At 69.9% G+C, this 23450-nt stretch carries 18 protein-coding genes and 1 tRNA gene; 11 read left to right on the top strand and 8 right to left on the bottom strand.

From position 1 onward, the window contains the following. Positions 1–56 precede the first annotated feature (56 nt). Positions 57–1481, bottom strand: a complete 1425-nt coding sequence (glnA, locus tag FHX45_RS10835) for a type I glutamate--ammonia ligase (RefSeq protein ID WP_167099582.1) — start codon at positions 1479–1481, stop codon at positions 57–59. 162 nt (positions 1482–1643) lie between these two features. Here glnA and FHX45_RS10830 point away from each other — a divergent pair, with 162 nt between their 5' ends. Then, a complete protein-coding gene (locus tag FHX45_RS10830) occupies positions 1644–2123 on the top strand; it encodes an RDD family protein (protein WP_167099579.1) in 480 nt (159 codons plus the stop codon). Between the two features lie 49 nt (positions 2124–2172). Here the strand turns inward: FHX45_RS10830 and FHX45_RS10825 are convergent, their stop codons facing one another. Then, positions 2173–2904, bottom strand: a complete 732-nt coding sequence (locus tag FHX45_RS10825) for a DUF4191 domain-containing protein (RefSeq protein ID WP_167099577.1) — start codon at positions 2902–2904, stop codon at positions 2173–2175. Between the two features lie 80 nt (positions 2905–2984). Here FHX45_RS10825 and FHX45_RS10820 point away from each other — a divergent pair, with 80 nt between their 5' ends. The 5 genes from FHX45_RS10820 (at position 2985) to FHX45_RS10800 (ending at position 8497) form a co-directional block, all read left to right on the top strand. Beyond that, a complete protein-coding gene (locus FHX45_RS10820; protein WP_167108733.1) occupies positions 2985–5048 on the top strand; it encodes a UvrD-helicase domain-containing protein in 2064 nt (687 codons plus the stop codon). A 482-nt stretch (positions 5049–5530) separates the two neighbouring features. Then, positions 5531–5767: a hypothetical protein gene (locus FHX45_RS10815; protein WP_167099574.1), complete on the top strand. Its 237-nt coding sequence runs from the start codon at positions 5531–5533 to the stop codon at positions 5765–5767. Between the two features lie 109 nt (positions 5768–5876). Continuing rightward, positions 5877–6278 carry a WhiB family transcriptional regulator gene (locus FHX45_RS10810; RefSeq protein ID WP_167099572.1) on the top strand — a complete coding sequence of 134 codons (402 nt, stop codon included), beginning with the start codon at positions 5877–5879 and terminating at the stop codon, positions 6276–6278. 503 nt (positions 6279–6781) lie between these two features. Beyond that, positions 6782–6931, top strand: a complete 150-nt coding sequence (locus tag FHX45_RS10805) for a hypothetical protein (RefSeq protein WP_167099569.1) — start codon at positions 6782–6784, stop codon at positions 6929–6931. A 483-nt stretch (positions 6932–7414) separates the two neighbouring features. Then, a complete protein-coding gene (locus tag FHX45_RS10800) occupies positions 7415–8497 on the top strand; it encodes a methyltransferase domain-containing protein (protein ID WP_167099567.1) in 1083 nt (360 codons plus the stop codon). Between the two features lie 183 nt (positions 8498–8680). On the opposite strand, the gene FHX45_RS10790 is transcribed toward FHX45_RS10800, so the two are convergent. From FHX45_RS10790 to FHX45_RS10780, 3 genes are all read right to left on the bottom strand, one after another. After that, the gene (locus FHX45_RS10790; RefSeq protein ID WP_243868987.1) at positions 8681–9622 is read right to left on the bottom strand and encodes a hypothetical protein; all 942 of its coding nucleotides are present in this window, start codon (positions 9620–9622) and stop codon (positions 8681–8683) included. A 448-nt stretch (positions 9623–10070) separates the two neighbouring features. Next, the gene (locus FHX45_RS10785; RefSeq protein WP_167099562.1) at positions 10071–11417 is read right to left on the bottom strand and encodes an AarF/UbiB family protein; all 1347 of its coding nucleotides are present in this window, start codon (positions 11415–11417) and stop codon (positions 10071–10073) included. Continuing rightward, positions 11414–12526, bottom strand: a complete 1113-nt coding sequence (locus FHX45_RS10780) for a TOMM precursor leader peptide-binding protein (RefSeq protein WP_167099559.1) — start codon at positions 12524–12526, stop codon at positions 11414–11416. Before FHX45_RS10780 ends, FHX45_RS10785 begins: the two co-directional genes overlap by 4 nt. A gap of 166 nt (positions 12527–12692) precedes the next feature. Between FHX45_RS10780 and FHX45_RS10775 the strand changes: the two genes are divergently transcribed. Continuing rightward, positions 12693–13262, top strand: a complete 570-nt coding sequence (locus FHX45_RS10775) for a M48 metallopeptidase family protein (RefSeq protein ID WP_208406886.1) — start codon at positions 12693–12695, stop codon at positions 13260–13262. A gap of 731 nt (positions 13263–13993) precedes the next feature. On the opposite strand, the gene FHX45_RS10770 is transcribed toward FHX45_RS10775, so the two are convergent. Then, positions 13994–15376 carry a zinc-dependent metalloprotease gene (locus tag FHX45_RS10770; RefSeq protein WP_167099554.1) on the bottom strand — a complete coding sequence of 461 codons (1383 nt, stop codon included), beginning with the start codon at positions 15374–15376 and terminating at the stop codon, positions 13994–13996. Between the two features lie 251 nt (positions 15377–15627). Here FHX45_RS10770 and FHX45_RS10765 point away from each other — a divergent pair, with 251 nt between their 5' ends. Beyond that, on the top strand, positions 15628–16635 hold the full coding sequence (locus FHX45_RS10765; protein WP_424923833.1) for a YlbL family protein: 1008 nt from the start codon (positions 15628–15630) through the stop codon (positions 16633–16635). A 110-nt stretch (positions 16636–16745) separates the two neighbouring features. On the opposite strand, the gene FHX45_RS10760 is transcribed toward FHX45_RS10765, so the two are convergent. Next, positions 16746–17303 carry a PPA1309 family protein gene (locus tag FHX45_RS10760; protein ID WP_167099548.1) on the bottom strand — a complete coding sequence of 186 codons (558 nt, stop codon included), beginning with the start codon at positions 17301–17303 and terminating at the stop codon, positions 16746–16748. 163 nt (positions 17304–17466) lie between these two features. Here FHX45_RS10760 and FHX45_RS10755 point away from each other — a divergent pair, with 163 nt between their 5' ends. Together FHX45_RS10755 and FHX45_RS10750 are read left to right on the top strand one after the other, a co-directional pair. Beyond that, positions 17467–20445 carry a UPF0182 family protein gene (locus FHX45_RS10755; protein ID WP_341771424.1) on the top strand — a complete coding sequence of 993 codons (2979 nt, stop codon included), beginning with the start codon at positions 17467–17469 and terminating at the stop codon, positions 20443–20445. Between the two features lie 81 nt (positions 20446–20526). Further along, positions 20527–20603 (top strand) — tRNA-Met (locus tag FHX45_RS10750). A gap of 102 nt (positions 20604–20705) precedes the next feature. Here the strand turns inward: FHX45_RS10750 and FHX45_RS10745 are convergent. Continuing rightward, positions 20706–21737 carry a LacI family DNA-binding transcriptional regulator gene (locus FHX45_RS10745; protein WP_167099542.1) on the bottom strand — a complete coding sequence of 344 codons (1032 nt, stop codon included), beginning with the start codon at positions 21735–21737 and terminating at the stop codon, positions 20706–20708. Positions 21738–22266: 529 nt separating this feature from the next. Between FHX45_RS10745 and FHX45_RS10740 the strand changes: the two genes are divergently transcribed. Next, positions 22267–23361 carry a substrate-binding domain-containing protein gene (locus FHX45_RS10740; RefSeq protein WP_167099539.1) on the top strand — a complete coding sequence of 365 codons (1095 nt, stop codon included), beginning with the start codon at positions 22267–22269 and terminating at the stop codon, positions 23359–23361. Positions 23362–23450: the final 89 nt, after the last annotated feature.

Raw genomic sequence — 23450 nt, 5'->3', positions numbered from 1 at the left:
AACGCGCCCGAGCGGCGCGCTGACCGCGTTCCAGCAGCTCAGCGCGCCACCTCGGATCACACGTCGTAGTACAGCGCGAACTCGTACGGGTGCGGGCGCAGCCGCAGCGGGTCGATCTCGGTCTCCCGCTTGAGCGAGATCCACGTCTCGATCAGGTCGGGCGTGAACACGCCGCCCTCGGTCAGGAAGTCGTGGTCGGCCTCCAGGTTGTTCAGCACCTCGTCGAGGCTGGCCGGGACCTGCTTGACGTCCTTGGCCTCCTCCGGCGGCAGCTCGTAGAGGTCCTTGTCGATCGGCTCCGGCGGCTCGATCTTGTTCTTGATGCCGTCCAGGCCGGCCATCATCATCGCGGCGAACGCGAGGTACGGGTTGCCGGACGAGTCCGGGCACCGGAACTCGATGCGCTTGGCCTTGGCGTTGGACCCGGTGATCGGGATCCGGACGCAGGCCGAGCGGTTGCGCTGCGAGTACACCAGGCTCACCGGCGCCTCGTAGCCCGGCACCAGACGGTGGTAGGAGTTCACCGTCGGGTTGGTGAACGCCAGCAGGGACGGGGCGTGGGCCAGGATGCCGCCGATGTAGTGGCGGGCCATGTCCGACAGGCCGGCGTAACCGGACTCGTCGTAGAACAGCGGCTGGCCGTCCTTCCACAGCGACTGGTGGCAGTGCATGCCCGAACCGTTGTCGCCGAACAGCGGCTTCGGCATGAAGGTCGCGGTCTTGCCGGCGTTCCACGCGGTGTTCTTCACGATGTACTTGAACAGCTGCAGGTCGTCGGCGGCGTGCAGCAGCGTGTTGAACCGGTAGTTGATCTCGGCCTGGCCTGCGGTGCCCACCTCGTGGTGCGCGCGCTCCAGCTCGAAACCGGAGTTGATCAGCCGCTGGCTGATCTCGTCACGCAGGTCGGCGAAGTGGTCGACCGGCGGGACGGGGAAGTAGCCGCCCTTGAAGGGGGTCTTGTACCCGCGGTTGCCGCCCTCTTCCTCGCGGCCGGTGTTCCACCAGCCCTCGACGGAGTCGATCTCGTGGAACGAGGCGTTCTCCGAGGACGAGAAGCGAATGGAGTCGAAGACGTAGAACTCGGCCTCCGGGCCGAAGTACACGGTGTCCGCCACGCCCGACTCGGCGATGTACTGCTCGGCCTTGCGCGCGATGTTGCGCGGGTCCCGGCTGTACGCCTCACGGGTGAACGGGTCGTGCACGAAGAAGTTGAGGGAGAGGGTCTTCTCCTTGCGGAACGGGTCGATCCGCGCCGTCTCCGGGTCGGGCAGCAGCAGCATGTCGGACTCGTGGATCGACTGGAAGCCGCGCACCGAGGAACCGTCGAAGGCCAGGCCCTCCTCGAACGCGTCGGCGTCGAAAGCCTTCGCGGGGACGGTGAAGTGCTGCATCACACCCGGCAGATCACAGAACCTGACGTCTACGAACTGCACGTTCTCATCGGCGATGAGACGCTGGATATCGTCTGGAGTAGTGGTCACCCTCTGTAACTCCTTCATACGCATTGCCGGGGGCAGTACTCTCTTCGGCTCACGCTAGGAGAACGGTGTTGCCCGACCGTCACCCGTATGTTTCGCGGATGTTAACGGGTGTCCCGGCGGACCGGGCGGCAGTGGCGCACGCCACCGGCCTACCCTGGTCGGGTGGCGAGATGGACCGGTGAATGGTTGTCCGCACCCCGGCCGGGCGCGGACGCCGAGGACCCTCCGCGCTGGCGCGGGGAACGGCTCGGGCTCCCCGAGCAGGGGGCCGGTTCGGTCGCCGGCGGTGGCTCCCGCCTGCTCGGGCTGGTGATCGACCTGATCGTCGCGTCCCTGCTGACGTCCCTGTTCATCCGGCCGGACCTGCAGGACACGGCCACGATGCAGTCCTACAACCTGTGGTCGATCGGGGTGTGGGCGGTCGTCACGGTCGTGCCGGCGTCGTTCTTCGGCTTCACCCCGGGCATGTTCGCGACCGGGATCCGCGTCGCCCGGCTGGACGGCGCCCAGATGGTCGGCGTGCCCCGGGCGATCGTCCGCGCGGCGCTCACCTTCGTGATCATCCCTGCCGCGATCCGCAACGCCGACGGCCGCAGCTGGCTCGACCGGCTCACCGGAACGGTGGTCGTCCGGATGCGCTGACATGAGGAAGGCCCCGGCCGGCGGGCCGGGGCCTTCCTCGTGTCAGCGGTCAGCGGCGCTTGATGACGCGCTGCACGCTGCGCATCTTCGCGCCCTGCGGGATCGGGCCCTTCGGCATCGCCGCCCCACCGCGGTTGCCGAGCGCGGCGAGCTTGGCCTCCAGTGCGTCCACCTGGGGGGGACGCAGGTTGCGCGGCAGCTTCATCATGTGCGCGGACAGGCGCCGCAGCGGGACCTGGCCCTCGTCGTTGCCGACCACGACTTCGTAGATCGGGGTGTCGCCGACCAGCCGGGCCACGCGCTTCTTCTCCTGCGTGAGCAGGTTCCGCACGCGGTGCGGGGCGCCCTCACCGACGAGCACGACGCCCGGCCCGCCGAGCACGCGGTGCACGGCGTCGAGCTGCGTGGTGGCGGCCACCGTCTGGGTCACCTTCCAGCGGCCGCGCAGGTTGTCCAGCGCCCAGCCCGCGGCTCCGGGCTGGCCCTCGGCCTTGCCGAAGACGGTGCGCTGGACCCGGCGGCCGAAGATGATCAACGCGGCCATCACGCCGAGGACGATGCCCAGCGGCAGCAGGACCCACAGCATCTTCAGAAGCAGCCCGGCCACGACGAACACGGCCACCACGACCAGGAACGCGCCGAGCAACCAGGGGATCAGCGCCTTGTCCTCCCGGCGCTGCATCTTGAACGCTTCCCAGATCTGGCCGCGCTTGGCCTTGCTCTCGGCGCGCCGTTCCGCCTTGGCCTGCTTGGCAGCCTCTTTGTCCTGCTTTCCCGCCATATGAACCAGGATACGGCCGGGCGGGGCGGCGCGATCCTGTCGGTCCCCTCTGCGAGGATGCCGGGGTGGGTAGCGCACGTGTGACGAAGTCCCCGACGGGCCTGTTGGACGGGCTGGACCCCGAGCAGCGTGCCGCCGCCGCAGCCCCCCGCGGACCGGTCTGCGTCCTGGCCGGCGCCGGCACCGGCAAGACCCGCACCATCACCCACCGCATCGCGCACCTGATCGCGACCGGGCACGTCGCCGCGAGTCAGGTGCTCGCGGTCACCTTCACCGCGCGCGCTGCGGGGGAGATGCGGACCCGGCTGCGGGCGCTGGGGGTCGACGGCGCGCAGGCCTTGACGTTCCACGCGGCCGCCCGACGTCAACTGCGCTACTTCTGGCCGCGGGTGGTGGGCGACCGGATGTGGGACCTGCTCGACGGCAAGCTGCGGCTGGTCGCCCAGGCGGCGCAGCGCTCGCGGATCAGCAGCGACACCGAGGTCCTGCGGGACCTCGCGAACGAGATCGAGTGGGCGAAGGCGTCGCTGATCAGCCCGGACGACTACCCTGCGCAGGCCGCCCGCCTGCAGCGGGACACCCCCGTGCAGGCCGCGCAGGTCGCCGAGGTCTACCGGAAGTACGAAGAGGTCAAGAACGCGGCCCGCGTGCTCGACTTCGACGACCTGCTGCTGCACACCACGGCCGCGCTGGAGGAGAACGCCGACGTCGCGCGTGAGTTCCGCGACCGGTACCGGTGCTTCGTGGTCGACGAGTACCAGGACGTCACGCCGCTGCAGCAGCGGCTGCTCGACGCGTGGCTCGGAGGCCGTGACGACATCACGGTCGTCGGCGACGCGAACCAGACCATCTACTCCTTCGGCGGCGCCTCGCCACGGCCGCTGCTCGACTTCACCCGCCGGTTCCCGGAGGCGACGGTGGTCCGGCTGGAGCGGGACTACCGCTCCACACCGCAGGTCGTCGCACTCGCCAACAAGGTGATCGGTGCCGCGCGCGGCCGTCCGGCGGGCTCCCGGCTGACGTTGATCGGGCAACGGCCGGACGGTCCGGAGCCGCGGTTCGCGGAGTTCGACGACGAGCCGACGGAGGCCGGTGCGGTCGCCGGGCGGGTGCGGCAGCTGCTCGACTCGGGGGTGCCGGCGAGCGAGGTCGCGATCCTGTACCGGGTGAACGCGCAGTCGGAGGTCTACGAGCAGGCGCTGACGGACCTGCGGATCCCGTACCTGGTCCGTGGCGGGGAGCGGTTCTTCGAGCGCCGCGAGATCCGGCAGGCGATGGTGGCCTTGCGCACGGCCGCGGGCGACCCGCCACCGGGGGAGCTGGTGCCGGCGGTCCGCACGGTGCTGTCGCGGGTCGGGCTCACCGAACAGCCGCCGGCGGGCGGGACGGCGAAGGAGCGGTGGGACGCGCTGCTGGCGCTGGTCGAACTGGCGGAGGAGCTGGTGTCGACGGTCGAGGACGTGTCGCTGGGCCGCTATGTCGCGGAGCTGGAGCAGCGCGCGGCGGCGCAGCACCCGCCGACCGTCGAGGGGGTGACGCTCGCGTCGCTGCACGCGGCGAAGGGCCTGGAGTGGGATGCGGTGTTCCTGGTCGGGCTGGCCGAGGGCACGGTGCCGATCCAGCGCGCGGACGGTGACGACGCGGCGATCGAGGAGGAGCGGCGGCTGTTCTACGTCGGGGTGACGCGGGCGCGGGAGCACCTGTGGTTGTCGTGGTCGTTGTCGCGGCACCCGGGCGGGCGTCGGCACCGGCGACGGAGCCGGTTCCTGTACGGGCTGGTGCCCGAGGAGCACCCGGCGGCCCGGGTGCCGCGAAGGCAACCGGCCACCCGGACGAAGCCGAGCTGCCGCATGTGCGGCGAGCAGCTCGCGAACACGCTGGAGGTCAAGCTCGGCCGCTGCGCGCGGTGCCCGTCGGACCTGGACGAGGGCCTGCTCGACCGGTTGAAGGAGTGGCGGGCGGAGCGGGCGCGGGAGCTGAAGGTGCCCCCGTTCGTCGTCTTCACGGACGCCACGCTGATCGCGATCGCCGAACAACGCCCCGACGACCCGCGCGGATTGGTCTCGATCTCCGGCATCGGCCCCACCAAGGTCCAACGCTTCGGCGACGAGGTGCTGTCCCTGCTGCGCCGACAGCGCTCCTGATCCTTCCCGGGGTAGCGGTCGTACGGGCCCGATCGGGACTGGCACCTGAGCGGCTCGCGTTGTGGTCCTAGAGCAGCGCGGCCAGCGCGCGGTCCACAGATGGGGCGCGAGACGTGTTCCTGGCAGTGGGTACGCTCGCCGCCACTCGGTGAGTGCTGCGCGGCGCGGTTGCGGTGGTGTGCGCGGTCGCCGTGCTGTGCTCACCGACACAGCCTGCGCGCTCGGTGCGCCGGAGGAGGCACGGGCGGTTTCGCCTACTCGGGCATCGCAGCGGGCGCATGGTTGACCGCGTCCAAGGGCTGCTTCGTGCGGGGGAACCGCTGCTCAACGACGATCTTCGTCGCCGGGGAAAGTTCTGCGGAAAATGAGTTGCCCCAGATCCGGCAGGGGCAATAGCCTGCATGGGCGGGTGAAGAGTGCCCGCGAAGCGACCGCCCATTGCCCACCGGCGATGAGCGAAGGATGAGAGGAGGTGCTGGGACGTGAAGATCTCGACCACGGTCACGAACCCTGGCGCCGCTCTGCCCTTTGCCCGCTCGGTGATGGCGTGCGGGAACGGCTGGGGCGCTGGCATGGCCGGCGTCGAAGTGCCGGTTCTCGCCCGGCCGCGTGACCGTTTCGACGGGACCGGTGTGTCCGCCGGCAAGCCGGTGTACGTCCCGACCGTCAAGCAGACCCGACTCCACGTTCCGCTGGCTCCGCCGGAGCTCAGACTCTGACCCCCCGTCAGGGAGACAGGCTCACGAGGGCCGCGGAACCGAGTTTCGGATCCGCGGCCCTCGTGTTTTTGTACCACCTCAAAACCGTTACTACACAAAGGAGAACGGGATGTCATCGGCAATCGCCTTCGCGTCAGAGAAGGCGTTAACCGACGAACTCACCCTTCCGGGATCCGGGATCGGTGAGCTTTTCGACGCCGTGGCCTTGCCTGATGCGGACCTGCCCTGCCGGTCGGGTGACGCCGACCTGTGGTTCGCGGAGTCACCGGCGGATCTGGAGCTGGCCAAAAGCCGGTGCGCCGACTGCCCGATCCGGAGTGCGTGCCTGTCCGGCGCGCTCGCCCGGCGGGAGCCCTGGGGGGTTTGGGGAGGCGAGATCTTCGAGCGCGGTGTCGTGGTCGCCCGTAAGCGGCCGCGCGGTCGTCCTCGTAAGAACCCGGTGGAAACGCCCGTCGCGGAGAAGCGCGTCGAGCGCGTCAACCGCATTGACCAGCAGAGCGCAGCCGCATGAGTACTGAAGCCCCATTCGTCCTCACGAGCTGGACGAAGCATCCGAGCACGCCCCGCCCCCGCGCCGGGGTCGCGCGCATGACCAAGGAGATGACCCGAATGTTGCTCAATGAAGAACTGGCGAGAGCGCGAATACAGGACCTGCACCTCGACGTCCGCCCGCGGCCGATGCGCAACAACCCACGCGCTGCACGCCGCTGGGACCGAGTAGCACGCTGGGCATCCCGGCGCGCAGGACGGTACCGCGCCTAGCGATTCCCACGCCCGGCAGCGTGCGGAGGTGGAGGAACCTCCGCACGCTGCCGGGCTCCCCGCGTTGGTGCGTTCCCGTCCTCGACCTCGGCCCGGGACGGGGATGTTGCTTCCGGCCGTCACCGCGATTGCGGGGCGGTGCAGCGCTGCCCGCCCACGAAGTTCACCTCCGGCGCGCGATTGAGTAGGCATATAGCGTGCGCGCAGCATGCAGCAGGTGGTTCTCGAGTACTTCGAGTCCGTCCGCGCGTCATGGACGAGCGGGCCACCGTCATCGTGGCTGGCTTCGGATCACGCGCGGGCCTGTTCGACGCGCTCGGTATGGACCTGCTCCACCGCGTCGGCTTCACCGACATGGTCACCGCCATCCTGCAACCCGACGCCCCGGCGTGGACTCCGTGACGGGACCGTCGGCAAGGTGCACATGTACGCCGCGCACCGGGACGTGCTGCGTGCCTTGTTCTCCATCCCACAACTCGACGCCGAAGCCGTCGGCGGCACACTCCGCCGCCTGAAAGGCGGCCGTGCCCAGGGCATGAACGACCTAGCCCGACGGCTCCACGACCAGGGCGCGCTCCGCGACGAGGGCACCATCGAGCAGACTGCTCACCTGCTCTGGCTCGACACCACCTTCGAGGCCTTCGACCTACTGTTCACCGGACGATCCCTATCGGCCGACACCGTCGCCACCCTGCTGATCGACGCTTCCGAACACGCCCTGTGCCGCCCGCGTAACCGCGAACCTTCAAGGCACCCCCAATCACGGCCACATCCCGAGACCACAGCCAGGAAAACCACTGTCCGCGGATGTGTCAGGTCTCCTGTCCGCCACCAAGGAATCCTATGTCCACTCACAGGGCCCGCCGTAGGTGTTGAATGGCCCGTATGGGCGCACACACGCACGACGACATCGATTGGACCGAGCGAATTCCGGCCTTGCGCCATGCCGACGACCTCCACGCACCGGTTTACGCGGAGGTCGCGGCCCGCCTGGTCGAGCAGCTCGATGACCAGCCGGTCGTCGTTGATGCCGGCAGCGGAGCGGGCGGCATGAGTGCCGCGTTCGCCGCGGAGCTCGCGCGCCGCGGTGGCGGAACGCTCGTTCTGGTCGACGCAGTACCCGCTTTGCTCGACGTCGCCGAGACCGTTGCCGAGGCGGCCGTCGAACGTCTCCGAGTGAATCCGGATTTGTCGACGCCGTCGAACAACTCGCCGGGGACGTCCCAAGACGGTCGTGCCGGCACGGTTCCGGACGTGCCCGCCCGGGAACGTACTGGGACCGAGCACGCACGAGCTGGGCTTGACGGCGCCGTCGTGGCCGCGACGGTGGGGCGTGCTCACCCCGGGGTCGACGCTGTCTCCGCTGCCGCGCTCACCGGCCAGGTTCGGATCCAGCGCGTGCACGCCGATGTCGCGTCGACCGGCCTCGGTCGGCTCGTCCCGGCCGCGGATCTGGTCTGGGCCGCTGCGATGGTGCATCACCTCCCTGATCAACAAGCCGGCGTGTCCGGCCTCGCCACTGCGCTCAAACCGGGTGGCATGCTCGCCCTGGTCGAGGGCAGCCCACCCACCTATTGCCTGCCCTGGGATCTCGGGATCGGAGAACCGGGGCTCGAGCGTCGCCTGTTGGCGGCTCGTGATCGTTGGTTCGGACAGATGCGTGCCGGCATGCCGGGTGCGGTCGGAATGCCCTACGGCTGGAACATCGCCCTGGCCAAGGCGGGGCTGGAACGCGTCGGCTCGTTCAGCCACCTCATCGACCGGCCCGCGCCGCCGGACGAGACGGTCCGGAACTACGTGCTCGAACACATCGAATGGCTGGGTTCAGCCGGTGACGATCTCGTGACACAGGAAGATCGGGACGTCCTGCGTCGTCTTCTCGACCCCGCCGGGCCGCATTACCTGGGCAAGCGGGACGATCTCTACGTGCTCGGTACGCAGACGGTCCACTTCGGATTCCGGCCATGACCGAGCCCGTGGTCTGCTCGCGATGCGGGATTTCACGCAAAGCAGATGCGGATCCCCTCGATGCCTTGGCCTGGGTCAGCGACCGGGACGGAGGTGCCCTGCGCTGGCTTTGCCCGCGTTGCGCACGTGAACATGTGCGGGACATCGAGGGAAAGCTGCCGTCCGAGTACTGGTGAGCACCGCTCATGCCGCCACCTCCCGCAGCGCCTGAACCCTTGGCCTCCGGCGACGAGCCGCCGCTCCGAAGGCGCTGGTGAGCTCCCGGGCCACCGCCGTCGCATCTCCGCGCAGCCGATTGGCAGGGGTGCGGACGAGGACCACCCCTGCGCCGGTGAGCGGCAGGTGGCTCGCGACGGAATGGTCCGAACGAGGCGCGGCCTGATCGAGGAGCCAGCCCATCGCAATTTCGTCCCACCAGGCGTCGACCAGACCCAACCGCCCTCCCGCCGAGTCGCACACGGTCACGTTCCAGATCGGCGGTGGCAGTGGTACACCACCGAGCAGTTCCCGTGCCACACCTTGCTGGTAGGTGTCGCGGAGGGAGCCGAGCGTGAGCAGTGTCCGGCGTACGGCTGATGATCCTCGTTGATTGCCGGCGTCGAGCTCGTTGCGCAACTGCTCCGCGGTGCACAGGCCGTAGTAGACCGGCAGGGTGAGCAGGCGCCGCAACCTGTCCGGATCGGTTTCGTGACGAGCCAGGTCGATGGTGGCCCGGGCCGGCGGGGCGAACGGAATGCCGTCCACCAGGACCGGATCGGGCACGCGTGAAGTGCGGTCGAGCCAGGTGAACTCGTGTGAGGCGAGGCGCCTGCCGATCGGGATCAGCACGTGGACGCGCCGGGACGGTGACAGCGGAATCCCCTGTGCCTGCAAGGCGTCCGTGCCGCTGACGACCGCATCGGGACCGGCGTGGTAGACGGCCGCGCGCAACTGCTGATCCCGGCTCGGCTCTCGGTTGCTGAGCAGGATCACTCCCGGCAGAAGACGCCGCCAGGGGCCGCCGGGTCGGCACCGGGATGAGATGGCGTGCTGGCTCAGCCCCGCCCGGCGCAGATGGGTGCTGGTGGTGACTCCATCCCTGTGCGCCGGTTCTCCCGTTGCGGGAGCACTGATGGTTTCGGTCATGACCACAGCCTGACGCGGTGCCGTAATCCCCGGAAGACACAGCGCAAAACTGTGGACAACTTCGTGGTATGACTGGCGATCTCGTGCGGTTGTCGCCGAAATTGTGGACAACTACCCGCGTGCAGCCCCGCTTTGATTGCGTCGTCCGTTCTTTCCGGCATGCTTGCAGTCGGCGGTGACGGCGAGTGCGGGCGTGGACCGGCGGGCGGCGGAATCGAGAGGAGGAGCGACTTCTGGCGAACCTGCGCGATGTGAGAGCGGGTGGCAGTGGCAACACAGGTGCTGGGTAGCGAGTGATCAGGTGGTGCTCATGAGGTAGCAAGCGCAGGTCGTGGCCGGCCGAATTGTGTGGCGGCGCACGTGGCGGGGAGACGGACGAGGAACGACAGGGCTCACGGGCGTGTGGAGACCCCGATGGCGGTGACAGGCGGAGCGGATGGTTTCCGGCCTATTCGGCGAAACCCGGCTGCCACCGTTCCACGATGCCGCGGGCAGGAATCTCGGCGTCGAGCTGGCAGAGGATCCCCGTCGAACCGGCGGTCACGCGGTGGATCAGGAGATACTCCGGTGGCAGGTTCAAGGACCGGCCGGTGCGGAAATCGCGGCCGCGGGTATCGCCGACGCGCATCGCTTGGCGTTGCATCCAGCGACGCGTGAAGTGAAAGCGTTCGGTCGCGAGTGGCTCGGTGAACGGTGCCAGGTAGGAGAGCACGTCGTCGGCGTCGAGTTCGGTGCCGGGACGGATGAAACCGGACGAGCGGAGCAGCTCCATGAGCTCGTCCGAGCGGTGGTCCAGAGCGAGACGGGTCATCTCGCCCAGCTGACGGGGGATGCCCTGCGGCAGGCGGGCCACGGCTCCGAAGTCGATCACGGCCAGGCGGCCGTCGTCGAGCAGCATGAAGTTACCGGGGTGCGGGTCCGAGTGCAGGAGCTTCGCTCGCGCCGGTGACGAGAAGTGGAACTCGGCCAGCAGCGCGCCGACGTGGTTGCGGGTTTCGGCGTCGGCACCGGCGATGATCTTGGCAAGGGGGGTGCCGTCGATCCACTCGGAGACGAGCACCTTCGGGGCGCTGGCGACGACCTTCGGTACCAGGACGTTCTCGTCGCCGTCGAAAGCCTTCGCGAACTCGCGCTGGCTGTCGGCCTCGCCGCGGTAGTCGAGTTCTTCGTCCATGCGCGCGGACAGTTCGGCCAGCAGCGGCTTGACCTCCGTGCCCGGCAGCAACGCCTGGAACAGCCTGCTGAACCGCTGCAACTGCCGCAGGTCACTGCGCAGTGCCTCGTCGGCGCCGGGGTACTGCACCTTCACCGCCACGACGCGCCCGTCATGCCACACCGCGCGGTGCACCTGGCCGATGCTGGCCGCCGCGGCGGGTACCTCGTCGAACTCCCGGAACCGCGTCTCCCACGACCGGCCCAGCTGCTCGGCCAGCACTCGGCGCGTCTGCCGGGCGGGCATCGGCGGTGCGGCCGCCTGGAGCCGGGTCAGCGCGTCCCGGTACGGGGCGGCGAACTCGTCCGGCACTGCCGCCTCGAACACGCTCAGTGTCTGGCCGAACTTCATCGCGCCGCCCTTGAGCGTGCCCAGCACCTCGAACAGCTGCTCCGCTGCCTTCGCGGACAGGTTCGCGTTGACTTCCTCCGCGCTCTGACCGGTCAGCCGGCGCCCCCAGCCGCCCACCGCCCGGCCCGCGATGCCCAGGGGCAGACTCGCGAGCTTGGCAGCGCGGGCGGCGGTGCGGCGGGGGATCCCGGGATCGGCACGGTCGTCGGTCGCTTCCGGAAAGTCGGTCACTCCTTCGATTCTGCCTTGTCGACCGTGATCTCCGCAGCCATCGGCGCAGGAGCGGCGCTGACCTGCGGCTCTGGGCGGGCACCGCAGGTGCACACCGGGTTCGGCAACCACGGACGGTGATAGATCGTGTTCTCGTAGGGGTCGACTTCCATGGTCGTGTTCCAGCCCGGCGGCACCCCGTCGGCCGGCCCCAGCGCCCGCAGGACCTGGCCGGCCGCCAGAGCCGCCGTCGCCTGGACTGTCACCAGGTCCGCCGGCTGGCTGCGGCCGGCCAGCTGACCGGCCACGACCGGCCAGCGATCGTCCATCGACCGGCGGATCAGATCCGCACAGCCCAGGCAACTGCTCCTGCCCGGATGGACGAGCGGCCCGACGATCCCGATGCCCTCGCGGACGCGGACGGCCAGGTGCGGCACCTTCTCGTGCATCAGCTGGCGGACCACTTCGGGTGCGGGGACCACGGCATCGGCGAGCACGGCGAGCTCCGGCAACCGCCCGTCACGCAGGCGCCGTGTGACGGTCGCCGGGTTCGCCCGCCGAATCGCGTCGGCGGCAGCCGCGGCACGAGCCCGGCCGATGTCGGCGTCCGTGTAGCCGCTGCCGGTGTCGTGCTCGGTCACCGCGCCCTCGGCCTCGACGCGGACTTGTCCGACCCCTGCCGACGCCAGCAGCACCGCCATCGCGACGGTGAGCCTCCCGGAGCCGAACAGGACGACGGCGCTGTGTCGGCGTCGCGCCACCGTCTCGCCGTGGCCCTGCCGCGCGGACAGCGACCACAGGCCTGCCTCGTTGACCGTGCGGCTGTAGGCGGAAGGCGGCCACGCCTCCTCGACCAGCCCGAGCCGGGTCAGCCGGGTCAGCAGGTCCCTGAGCATCTCGACGTGTTCGCCGTCGACGAGCGCGAGCAGGCTCTCCAGCCGGAGGTTGCCGTCGAGGTGGTGCAGTGCGCGGACCACGTCCGGTGGCAGGCCCTTGCCGAGCATCGCGTGGCGCGGATCGAGCCCGATCTGGAGCTCGCCCGGACCGCGGTCGAAGACCTCGAGACCGGGCCGCAGCCAGGGGCGTTCGGGCAGGAAGACCGGGCGTTGACTGTTCACGGTGTCCGTCATGCAGCACAGGGTGGCGAACCGTCGCTAAGTTTTCGCTAAGTGCGTACCCGAGTTATCCACAGGGTGGCTGAGATGTGGATAACTCGGGCCTTCGGGAAGCTGACCCTCCCAGGTTGTCGGTCCGTGGCTTTACCGTGGACGAGTGGCGAACGCACGGGTGCCTTCTCTGAGGAACCGGGACAACACCGGGCAGTCATCGAACCCGCAGCTCAAGGTGGAAGTACGACGTAGTGCACGACGAAGGCGAACGGTCAGCGCCTACCGGGACGGCGACACCCTCGTGGTGCTCATCCCGGCGAGCATGAGCCGAGCCGAGGAGAAACACTGGGTGGCCGAGATGGAGCGCAAGCTCCAGCGCACGGAGACCCGGCGGGCGTCTCCGGCGCGCGAATCGGACGCGGCGTTGCTCGCGCGCTGTGCCCAGCTGTCGGCGCGATACCTCGGCCGGCAGGCACTGCCCGCGAGTGTCCGCTGGGTGCCGCCCATGCGCACCCGGTGGGCGTCCTGCACACCTGCCGATCGGACCATCCGGGTGAGCGATCGGCTGCAGAACGTGCCCGCGTGGGTGCTCGACTACGTGCTGGTGCACGAGCTGGCACACCTGCGGGTGGCGGCTCACAACGCGGAGTTCTGGGAGCTGGTGCGGCGGTACCCGAAGACCGAGCGGGCCATCGGCTACCTCGAGGGGCTCTCCACGGCCGCGGGATGGGGGATCAGCGAACTGGACGAGGAGTGAGCAGGTCACGCGGGCTGGGTGGGTCCGCCGAGCAGGTGCGGCGGGCGTGGGTGGGTGTCCGGGTGGGGGGGCGGCAGCGTTCTCGGAGCGGGCGGGGGGCCCTTGGGGGAGCCGTCACCAGGTGCGGCGGGCGAGTTTCCGCGCCACTGGGACGGGCGGGAGGGCCTGCGGCGTGCTTCGGTCCCAGGGCGAATGCCGAGGTGAGTGGCGCGATACCGGCCTGGGGCGCCTCGGGTTGCTCAGCCGGCCGGAGAACGGCTGGTGAAACGCCCAGGCCGGTGCTGGGCGGCCTGGGCTGGGCGGTCGGTGCCCGGGCCTGTGCTCGGCCGCCTGTGCTGCCACAGCTCGTCTGCACAGCCTGTCTGGGCCGCTGTGCGGGGTGTGTGCGGTCGCCGCCGCCGGGGCGGATCAGCTACAGCTGCGGGAAGGGTGTCACGAAGAAGCTGCCGGAAGGCTTCGCGAGGAGGAGCCGCGCGAAGGGTGCAACAGCCGTTTGGTGGCGGCGCGCCTGGTCCGGACTGGTGGGTGCCGAAACACCGCCATCGCGGGCGGGTGCACGCCCGCTGCTGGTCGGACGGGCGCGGCGGACAGCGGTGGCGAAGCCGGCGGGCAGTCCCGCGGGTCGAGGTGCCTGAGGTCAGCAGCATCGATGGCCTCGGACGGGAAAACGTGGCAGGCCGCCACCGTCCACACGGGCGGGCGCTCATGCGGACGGTGGAGCCGCTGCGGCGTCAGTGGCCGGATTCGTCGTCCTCGGGGCTGTCGTCCTCGGCGGCGTCCGGTTTGGTCTCCGGTTTCGTCTCCGGCTTGGTCTTGGCCTCCGGCTTGGTGCGTTCCAGCTCCGCCATCGGGTCCATGTCGTCCAGCTCGCCGGGCTTTCCGAGGCGCTCGGAGAACTCCATGGGGTCGTCGAGGTCCTCGGCGGTCGGCATCAGGTCCGGGTGCGACCACAGGCCGTCCCGCTTGTCGACGCCGTGCTGATCGCCCACGAGCTTCCACAGCGCCGACGCCGCACGCATCCGTCGCGGGCGCAGCTCCAGCCCCACCAGCGTGGCGAACGTCTGCTCGGCCGGACCGCCCGTCGCGCGGCGCCGGCGCAGCGTCTCACGCAGCGCGCCGGCTCCCGGGAGACGATCCCCGACCGCCTCGGCGACCACCACGTCCACCCAGCCCTCCACCAGGGCGAGCAGCGTCTCCAACCGGTTCAGCGCCGCCTGCTGCTCGGGCGTGGTCTGCGGCTCGAGCAGCCCCGACGACAGGGCCTCCTCGATGCTCGCCGGATTGGACGGGTCCACCTGGCCGGCCAGCTGCTCCAGCGCCGACGTGTCCACCTTGATGCCGCGCGCGAACTCCTCCACCGTCGCCAGCAGCCGCTGCCGCAACCACGGCACGTGCGAGAACAACCGCTGGTGCGCGGCCTCCCGCGCGGCCAGGAACACGAGCACCTCGCTGCTCGGCAGCTCCAGGCCCTCGGTGAACTTCTCGATGTTCGCGGGCAGCAGCGCCGAGGTGCCCTCCGGGCCCAGCGGCAGCCCCACCTCCGTCGAGGTCAGCACGTCCGCGGCGAGCTGTGCGAGCGCGTTGCCCAGCTGCGAGCCGAAGGCCATGCCACCCATCTGACCGACCATCGACAGCAGCGGCCCCGCCGCCTGCTTCGCCTCCTCGGGAAGCGCCTCGACCCAGGCACCCGACACCTGCTGGGCCACCGGATCGCACAGACGCTGCCACGTCGGCAGCGTCTTGTGCACCCAGTCGCGCGGCGACCACGCCGTGGTCACGGACGCGCCGGCGGGCAGGATCGTCGCCGCGTCGAGCCACAGCTCCGCGAGGTGACCCGCGTCGCGCACCGCGCTGTCGGCGTCGCCGCTGGAGGCGAAACCCATCGTGCCGCCCGCGCTCCCGCTCAGCTTTTGGAGCGCGATCTGCTTGGCGAGGTCGTAGTTCACCGGACCCGACGAACTGCCTGCCTGACTCAGCATCTGCCCGAGCTGGCTCAACATCTGGCCGAGCTGGTTGAACGCGTCGGCACCGGACTGCTGGCCGCCCTCCGACGGCCCGTTGTCGCCGGGCTTGTCGGGATCCGGGGGCCCGAAGCCGAACGGGAGGTTGCTCATACCCCCACCGTACGCGGCCGGAGCAGCCCCGACCGCGCCAGTGGTGTCCGATTTCGCTCCCCGCGATCATGGCCTGGTGATCGGGCGTCCGGGCCGCTCACCGTACGCTGTGGGCCGTGAGCGAGTCCCGCGACGAAAGCACTGCTCCCGGCGCCGCGACCGGCACCAAGCCCGGCGACGGCGAGGCCCGTGACGCGCACCGCGCCACGCGGCCGCGCGATCGCGCCGGCCTGACCAGACGCGGCTGGACCGTGGTGGCCAGTGGTGCGCTCATTCTGGTGTTCGGGCTCATCGGCGCGTTCGTCCAGGTGCCCTACGTCGCGATCGGCCCCGGCCCCACCTACGACACGCTCGGCCAGGTCAAGGGCGTGCCGGTGGTGGAGATCGACGGGCAGCGGACCTATCCCACCGCGGGCGAGCTGCGCATGACCACCGTGTCGCTCAACGACCAGATCAGCCTCTTCGGTGCCCTCGGGCTGTGGGTCAGCGGCCGGTACGCCCTCGCGCCGCGCGAGGAGTACTTCCGGCCGGGCGAGAGCAACGAGCAGGTCCAGCAGGAAAACGTCCAGCAGTTCCAGGACTCGCAGAGCAACGCCGAGGTCGCCGCGCTGCGCCACCTCGGCTACCCGATCAAGGTGCTCGCCCAGACCATCGTGGAGAACTCCCCGGTCAGCCGGGTCCTCGCGCCCGGCGACCGGCTGCTGTCGGTGAACGGCCGGACCATCAGCACCGAGGACGACGTCACCGCCGCCGTCGCCGACACCGCGCCCGGCCAGACCGTGCCCATCACCTTCCAGCACGGCACCGAGCCGCCGCGGACCGAGCAGATCACGCTGGCCGCGAACCCGGACCCGAGCAAGAAGCAGGGCTTCATGGGCCTGCAGCCCATCGACCGGGCCGACGTGCCGTTCGAGGTGAAGATCTCGCTGCAGGACGTGGGCGGCCCCTCGGCCGGCCTGATGTTCGCGCTGGCGATCGTCGACCGGCTCACGCCGGGCGACATGGTCGCCGGTGAGCACGTGGCGGGCACCGGCGAAATCAGCGAGAAGGGTGCCGTCCGGCCGATCGGCGGGATCTCCTTCAAGCTGGTCGCCGCGCGCGAGGCCGGTGCCACCGCGTTCCTCACGCCCGAGGCCAACTGCGCCGAGGCGGCCGCCGCCGATCCGGACGGGCTCAAGCTGGTCAAGGTGACCAGTCTGGACAGCGCGCTCGCCGCGCTGGACGCGCTCAAGGCCGGGCAGCCGACCCCGTCCTGCTGACCCGCGCCCCGGCGGGCGGGAATTCCGCCGGGACCGGCCTAGCCGGCCGCTGGAGGCGATCAACCGATCGGTCGCCGGTGGACGGGGCTTCGTGACGAGCGCAGCGCTCCTCAGGGGGCCAGCGTGGCGCGGAGCGCGTCCAGGAGGTTCGGCGCCAGGTCCGGGTGCTCGATGACCTGGTCGGCCGGCTCGGCGTCCTCGGCGTCCTCGGTCTTGGCGTAGCCGCGCAGGCGCATGACGCACGCACTGGGCCCGTCCCGCAGCACCGCGGCCACCAGCCGCGCCTCCGTCCTCTCCGGATGGTCCGCCGCGGCCTGGCGCAGCCGGTCCAGGTCGCCGGTGCCGGACAGTTCCGACTCGACGCTCGGCGGCAGCACCACGATCTCCTGGGCCAGCGCGCAGCCCGTCACGGCCTCCGGCCAGGCGATCCGGCCCAGCGCCTCCGCCAGGTCGCCCTCCGGCAGCGGCTCCTGCGCCACCGGAGTCAGCGCGCTCGACGGGTCGAGCTGCCCGGCCAGCTCCGGCTGCTCGCGCAGCAACGAGGCGGTCGGGACCAACGCGAACAGCTGCGGCGCCTGGTCCCACCCGGCGGCGGCCACGAACTCCTCGACCTCACGCGCGAGCGCGGCGACCGCCGGGCGCGCGGCGGGGTTGCTCTCCGATCCCATCTGCTCATCGTGGCAGGTGACCGCCGAAGGCGTCCGATTCGGGCCGGTCGGGGAACCCGGAGCGGGCCTCCTAGAGTTAGGGGTTCAGGGGTGTCGTGCGTGACCGGTGCCCCGCCAGCGGACCACGACAACAGGAGCGTGCGCAGTGGCCAGTCGGCCCCCAGTGAGCCTGCCGAAGCTGTCCCGTCGCAGCCGGGTACTGCTGATCGTCGCCGCGGTGATCGTTCTGGCGCTGCTACTGGGCGCGCGTCTGCTGGACACCTATGTCGACTGGCTGTGGTTCGGCGAGGTGGGCGCCCGTCAGGTGTTCAACACCGTGGTCGTCACCCGCATCGTGTTGTTCTTCGCGATCGGGCTGCTCGTCGGCGGGTCGCTCGCGCTCAGCCTGTGGATCGCCTACCGCACCCGCCCGGTGTTCGTCCCGGTCTCCGGCGCCGATGACCCGCTGTCGCGCTACCGCTCGGCCGTGGTCGGCCGCATCCGGCTGTTCGGCATCGGCATCCCGCTGGTGACCGGTCTGATCGCGGGCGCGACCGGTGAGGGCGACTGGCAGCGCATCCAGCTGTTCCTGCACGGCACGAGCTTCGGCCAGACCGACCCCGAGTTCGGCAACGACCTCGGCTTCTACGCCTTCACGCTGCCGTTCTACCAGTGGCTGCTCGGCTGGCTGTTCGTCGCGGTGACGATCTCGTTCGTCGGCGCGCTCATCGCGCAGTACCTCTTCGGCGGGATCCGGCTCGCCGGCCGTGGCGGGCAGCTCGCCGGTTCGGCCCGGGTCCAGCTCGCGGTCACCGCCGGGCTGTTCGTGCTGCTGAAGGCCGTCGAGTACTTCTTCGACCGCTACAACCTGCTGTTCTCCGACCGCAACGCGCCGCTGTTCTACGGCGCCACGTACACGGATCTGAACGCGGTGCTGCCGGCGAAGCTGATCCTGTTGTGCATTTCCGCGATCTGCGCGGTCGCGTTCTTCGCCGGTGCGTTCCTGCGCAACATCCAGCTGCCCGCGATCGCGCTGGTGCTGCTGATCCTGTCCGGCGTCCTGGTCGGTGTCGCCTGGCCGGCGATCCTCGAGCAGTTCTCGGTCAAGCCTAACGCGAACCAGAAGGAAGCGCTTTCCATCAGCCGCAACATGGCGGCGACGAAGGCGGCGTTCGGGCTGAACAACGTGCAGTACGAGGACTACCCGGGCACCGGGCAGGCGACCGCCGCGGACATCAGCGCGGACACCACCACCGTGCCGAACATCCGCCTGCTCGACCCGAACGTGCTGTCCCCGACCTTCACCCAGCGCGTGGGCCGCGAGAACTTCTACGGTTTCCCGGCGAAGCTGGACATGGACCGCTACTCGATCGACGGCAAGACCCAGGACTACGTGGTCGCCGCCCGTGAGATCAACACCGCGAACCTCACCGGGAACCAGACCAACTGGATCAACAAGCACATGGTCTACACCCACGGCAACGGCTTCGTGGCGGCTCCGGCCAACACGATCGACCGTGCGGTGAGCGGCGCGAACAGCGACGGCGGCTACCCGATCGCGGTCACCAGCGACACCCAGAACCCGACGGGCGCCGGCATCGACCCGGCCAACCCCACCGCGCCCGGCATCGCCGTGCAGCAGCCGCGGATCTACTACGGCGAGCTGACCAACGACTACGCGATCGTCGGTGGCCAGCAGGGCAAGGCGCCCGGCGAGTACGACAGCGCCAGCAGCAGCAATTACCGCTACGACGGCAGCGGTGGTGTCAACCTCGGCAACTGGTTCAACCGGCTGGCCTTCGCGGCGAAGTACGGCGAGCGCAACATCCTCTTCTCCGACGCGATCGGCGACGGCTCGAAGATCATGTACAACCGCGACCCGCGGGACCGGGTCAGCAAGGTCGCGCCGTGGCTGACCGTGGACGGCGACCCGTACCCGGCGGTCGTGGACGGCAAGATCGTCTGGATCGTCGACGGCTACACCACGTTGAACAACTACCCCTACTCGGAGCAGACGCAGCTGGGCGCGGCGACGCAGGACAGCCTCGCGGGTGTCGCCCGGCAGGCCAACAACAACATCAACTACATCCGGAACTCGGTGAAGGCGACCGTCGACGCGTTCAACGGCTCCGTCACCCTGTACTCGGTGGACGACAAGGACCCGGTCCTCAAGGCGTGGGAGCAGGTCTTCCCCGGCGTGGTCCAGCCGAGCAGCGACATCACACCGGATCTGCGCGCGCACTTCCGGTACCCCGAGGACCTCTTCAAGGTCCAGCGGGAGCTCCTGACGAAGTACCACGTCACGGATCCGCAGGAGTTCTACACGACCAACACCTTCTGGAACGTGCCGCAGGACCCGACCCAGGAGGGCGGCACCAACGTGGGCGCCTCCGGCCTGGCCAACCAGCCCGGCTACTACGTCCTCGCCCAGGCGCCCGGCCAGAACGGCACCACGTTCCAGCTGACCAGTCCGCTCACCGCGCTCCAGGTGCAGTACCTGGCCGCCTGGATGACGGTGTCCTCGGATCCGAAGGACTACGGCGCCATCAAGGTGCTCCGGCTGCCGACGACGGCATCCGGCAACAGTCAGGTCGACGGACCCGTCCAGGTGCAGAACAGGTTCCAGAGCGACTCGCGGTTCGCCGAGCAGCGCACCCTGTTCAGCAACCAGAGCGTCACGGTGATCTTCGGCAACCTGATCACCCTGCCGGTGGGCGGCGGGTTCCTCTACGTGGAGCCCGTCTACATCCAGCAACGCAACCAGAACAGCTACCCGCAGCTGGCGCGTGTGCTCGTGTCCTACGGCTCCAAGGTCGGGTTCGCCCCCACCATCGGTGAGGCGCTCAAGCAGGTGTTCGGCGACCAGGCCGGTCAGGCGGCGACCGCGCCGACCCAGCAGAGCCCGACCACCGCCCCGTCGCCGAGCACGCCCCCGTCGACGTCGACAACGCCGCCGGCCGCCGGTGGCGCGAGCAGCAACCCGGCCCTCGACCAGGCCGTCGCCGACATCCAGTCTGCCCTCACCCGGCTGCACCAGGCCCAGCAGAACGGCGACTTCGCCGCCCAGGGGCAGGCGCTCGCCGCGCTCGACGCGGCGACCCGCGCCTACGAGAACGCCAAGGCCGGCCAGACCAGCTCGGCGCCGCCCCAACCGGGTGGCTGACGCGGCCGACCGGGTGCCGGAACCGCTTCCGGCACCCGGTGTGCACGCCCTCGGCACCACCGCGTAAACTGATTCTCACGACGCGGGGTGGAGCAGCTCGGTAGCTCGCTGGGCTCATAACCCAGAGGTCGCAGGTTCAAATCCTGTCCCCGCTACCACGTTCAGGCGCGGATCCCGGCTCGGGGTCCGCGCCTGATGCATGTGTGCGAGTGCCTGCCCGGCGGGCATCGCGGACATCGCCGCCCGGCTCCGGTCCGGGGTCAGGCCGTGAGCGGCGCCGTCGAGCGGCGGACGACGAGTTCCGGTGGCAGGCGCACCGTCGAGGTGTCGACCGGCTCCTCGGACAGTTGTTCCAGCGCGAGGCGTGCCACCCGCCTGCCCAGCTCCGCCGCGGGCAGCCTGATGGTGGTCAGCGGGGGATCGATGTGGTCCGCCAGCGGCGCGTCGTTGTACCCGACGATGGAAATGTCGCGGGGACAGCTCAGGCCGGCCTCGCGCAGAGCGTCCATCGCGCCCACGGCCATCTGGTCGTTGTGGGCGAAGATCGCGGTCGGCCGGTCGCCCCTGGCCGCCAGCAACTCCGCGGTCAGCCGGCGTCCCTCCTCGACGGTCGGGCTGGCGGCCACCAGGCCGGAACCGACCTCGCGGGCGGTTGTCTCGGCGAGCACCGAGTAGAAGCCCGCCGAGCGGCCGCTGAACGACGACACGTCCTCCGGTCCGCGGAGCTGGGCCACGTCCTGATGGCCCAGCTCGACGAGGTGCTGGGTGGCGAGCCGTCCGCCGAGCCGGTCGTCGTGCGTCACCGTCGGGAACTTGCCGCCGTCCACGCTGCGCACGGCGAGGACGACCGGAGTGCTCGCGGCGGCCGCGCGGACGACTTCGAGATCTCCCTGGTGAGCGGCGCTGAGGATGATCGCGTCGACGCGACGGCGCGCGAAGTGCCCCAGGATTTCCTGCATCGTGCGCGAGTCGTCGTGGGTTTCGGCGATGAGGAGCATCAAGCCCTCGTGGCGGATCACGTGCTCGATGGCCCGCAGGATCGGCGGCAGGAACGGGTTGGACACGTCGGCCACGACCATCCCGATCAGGCCGCTGGAACCGGTGCGCAGACTTCGCGCCATCGCGTTCACCTGATAGCCGAGCTCGGCGGAGATCTGCCGGATCCGCTGCCGCGTTTCCTCGCTGACCAGATGGCTTTTCGCCGGGTCGAGGGCGCGTGAGGCGGTCGTCGGATGGACACCGGCCAGTGCGGCCACGTCCTTGAGCGTCGGACCCGCGTCACGCGATCTCATCGCCGCCCCCGCCTGTCGTGCGTCGCGCCGCCGGTCGGCGCCGTCAACCATTCAGTCCACCCATGCTCGCAAACGATAGCAGCGCGTCATCGGATGCGGTACACGTCGGCGGGGAACCGGGCGAAGGCCGCGCGGGCGCGGCACTGCGCGGGTATCCGTGTACCGCCGGCCCGGTGCTGCCCCACCGTGGAGCGGCAATCGTTAGCACTGTCGGACCCGGGTCGTGTTGGTCCCGCGGTGAGCGTGCCGGGGTGCCCGAAACCCGCCTGGCCAGCCGGTTCCGCTGCTGTTCACCTGTGACCCTTGACACCGGCGCCCGGTTCGACCTACCGTCCCTGCTATCGATTGCAGCGAGCGAACGAGAGGTCGGCAGCCACCAGCGTCCGGACCTGGTTCCCTCGGTTTCCGGGACACAACTCCACACCAGGCGCCGATCGAGTACCGCATGTCGAGCTGGACGCCACGGCTCTTTTCTGACTGATGTTGCAAACGATTGCAAGGGCGCAGTCGCAAGGCACGGGAGAAGCAAGTGATCAAGAACAGCCGCACCCTCGGGTTGACCCTCGCGTTCGCAGTGGCAGGTGCGACGCTCGCCGCCTGCGGCGACGCGGGCACCGCCAGCAGCGGCGACCACGCACGCAGCGTTGTCGTCTTCATGCCGCCGGGCTCGGACAACTACCTCGCCGAGTGGCAGCGCGGAGCCCGGGCCGAGGCCCAGAAGCTCGGCATCGACATCAAGATCCTGGAAAACCAGTTCAGCCAGCCCGAGCAGGACACGCAGGTGCAGCAGCAACTGGGCAGCGGCTCGAAGCCCGACGCCTACATCTGGTGGCCGGTGGACAACGCGGCCGGACTCGCCTCGCTCAAGAAGCTGCACGACAGCGACGTCCCGACCTTCCAGACCAACCAGAACCCCGACAGCCGCGGACTCGAATACATCGTGGCCTACGCCGGTGTGGACGACACCCAGAACGGTGACGTGTCCGGCCAGCTGGCCGTCCAGGCCCGCGACAAGCTCAAGGAGTCCGGCGTTCCGCTGCACTCCGCCGGTGGCAACGCCATCGCGGTCACGTTCCCCGCGGGCTACGGCGCCACCGAGGACCGCATGAAGGGCTTCCAGAAGCGCATCGAGGGATCCGGTATCCAGGTCATCGCCGAGGCTCCGGCCGGCTTCGACCAGACGACGGGCTACAAGATCGGCGCCCAGCTGATCGCGGCGAACAAGGCGAAGGGCATCGACATCGTCTACGCCGAGAACGACGCCCTCGCCGACGGCGCCATCCAGGCACTGGAGGAGGCCGGTTACCAGCCCGGCAAGAACGTCGCGGTGGTCGGCGGCAACTGCCACGGTGACTTCAGCAACCTCCAGGCCGGCAAGCAGTTCGGCACCGGTCTCCAGGCCGCGAGCCTGGAGGGGCAGTACACGGTCGACGTGGTGAACACCTACCTGAAGACCAAGCAGGTCAAGGACGGCGAGGCTCGTCCGGAAGCTTCCCCGGACAAGGCTCCGACGGTCGACTCCGTCTCGCGGTACAACTTCATCCCGAACCCGATGGTCCACTCCAACGAAGTGCAGTCCACCAGTCTGTGGGGTCACAAGATGACCGACCTCTGCACGTACTGAGGCCGAACCGGATCGATGCCGTGGCGGTGGCCCGTCCCGTCGACGGGCCACCGCCTCCGGGCGCCCCCCAACGTTCCACACGAGATGCG

This window comes from Amycolatopsis granulosa, assembly GCF_011758745.1.
In the GTDB taxonomy this organism is placed as follows: Bacteria; Actinomycetota; Actinomycetes; order Mycobacteriales; family Pseudonocardiaceae; genus Amycolatopsis_E; species Amycolatopsis_E granulosa.
The sequence above is the reverse complement of the archived record's forward strand: the minus strand, read 5'-3'. Positions and strand labels throughout refer to the sequence as shown.

Coding starts and splice junctions, on each gene's coding strand:
- FHX45_RS10780 (WP_167099559.1), bottom strand. CDS start 12,526: ATGACGGACACCGTGAACAGTCAACGCCCGGTCTTCCTGCCCGAACGC.
- FHX45_RS10760 (WP_167099548.1), bottom strand. CDS start 17,303: ATGGGATCGGAGAGCAACCCCGCCGCGCGCCCGGCGGTCGCCGCGCTC.
- FHX45_RS10805 (WP_167099569.1), top strand. CDS start 6,782: ATGGACGAGCGGGCCACCGTCATCGTGGCTGGCTTCGGATCACGCGCG.
- FHX45_RS10825 (WP_167099577.1), bottom strand. CDS start 2,904: ATGGCGGGAAAGCAGGACAAAGAGGCTGCCAAGCAGGCCAAGGCGGAA.
- FHX45_RS10770 (WP_167099554.1), bottom strand. CDS start 15,376: ATGAGCAACCTCCCGTTCGGCTTCGGGCCCCCGGATCCCGACAAGCCC.
- FHX45_RS10790 (WP_243868987.1), bottom strand. CDS start 9,622: ATGACCGAAACCATCAGTGCTCCCGCAACGGGAGAACCGGCGCACAGG.
- FHX45_RS10810 (WP_167099572.1), top strand. CDS start 5,877: ATGTCATCGGCAATCGCCTTCGCGTCAGAGAAGGCGTTAACCGACGAA.
- FHX45_RS10745 (WP_167099542.1), bottom strand. CDS start 21,737: ATGAGATCGCGTGACGCGGGTCCGACGCTCAAGGACGTGGCCGCACTG.
- FHX45_RS10800 (WP_167099567.1), top strand. CDS start 7,415: ATGGGCGCACACACGCACGACGACATCGATTGGACCGAGCGAATTCCG.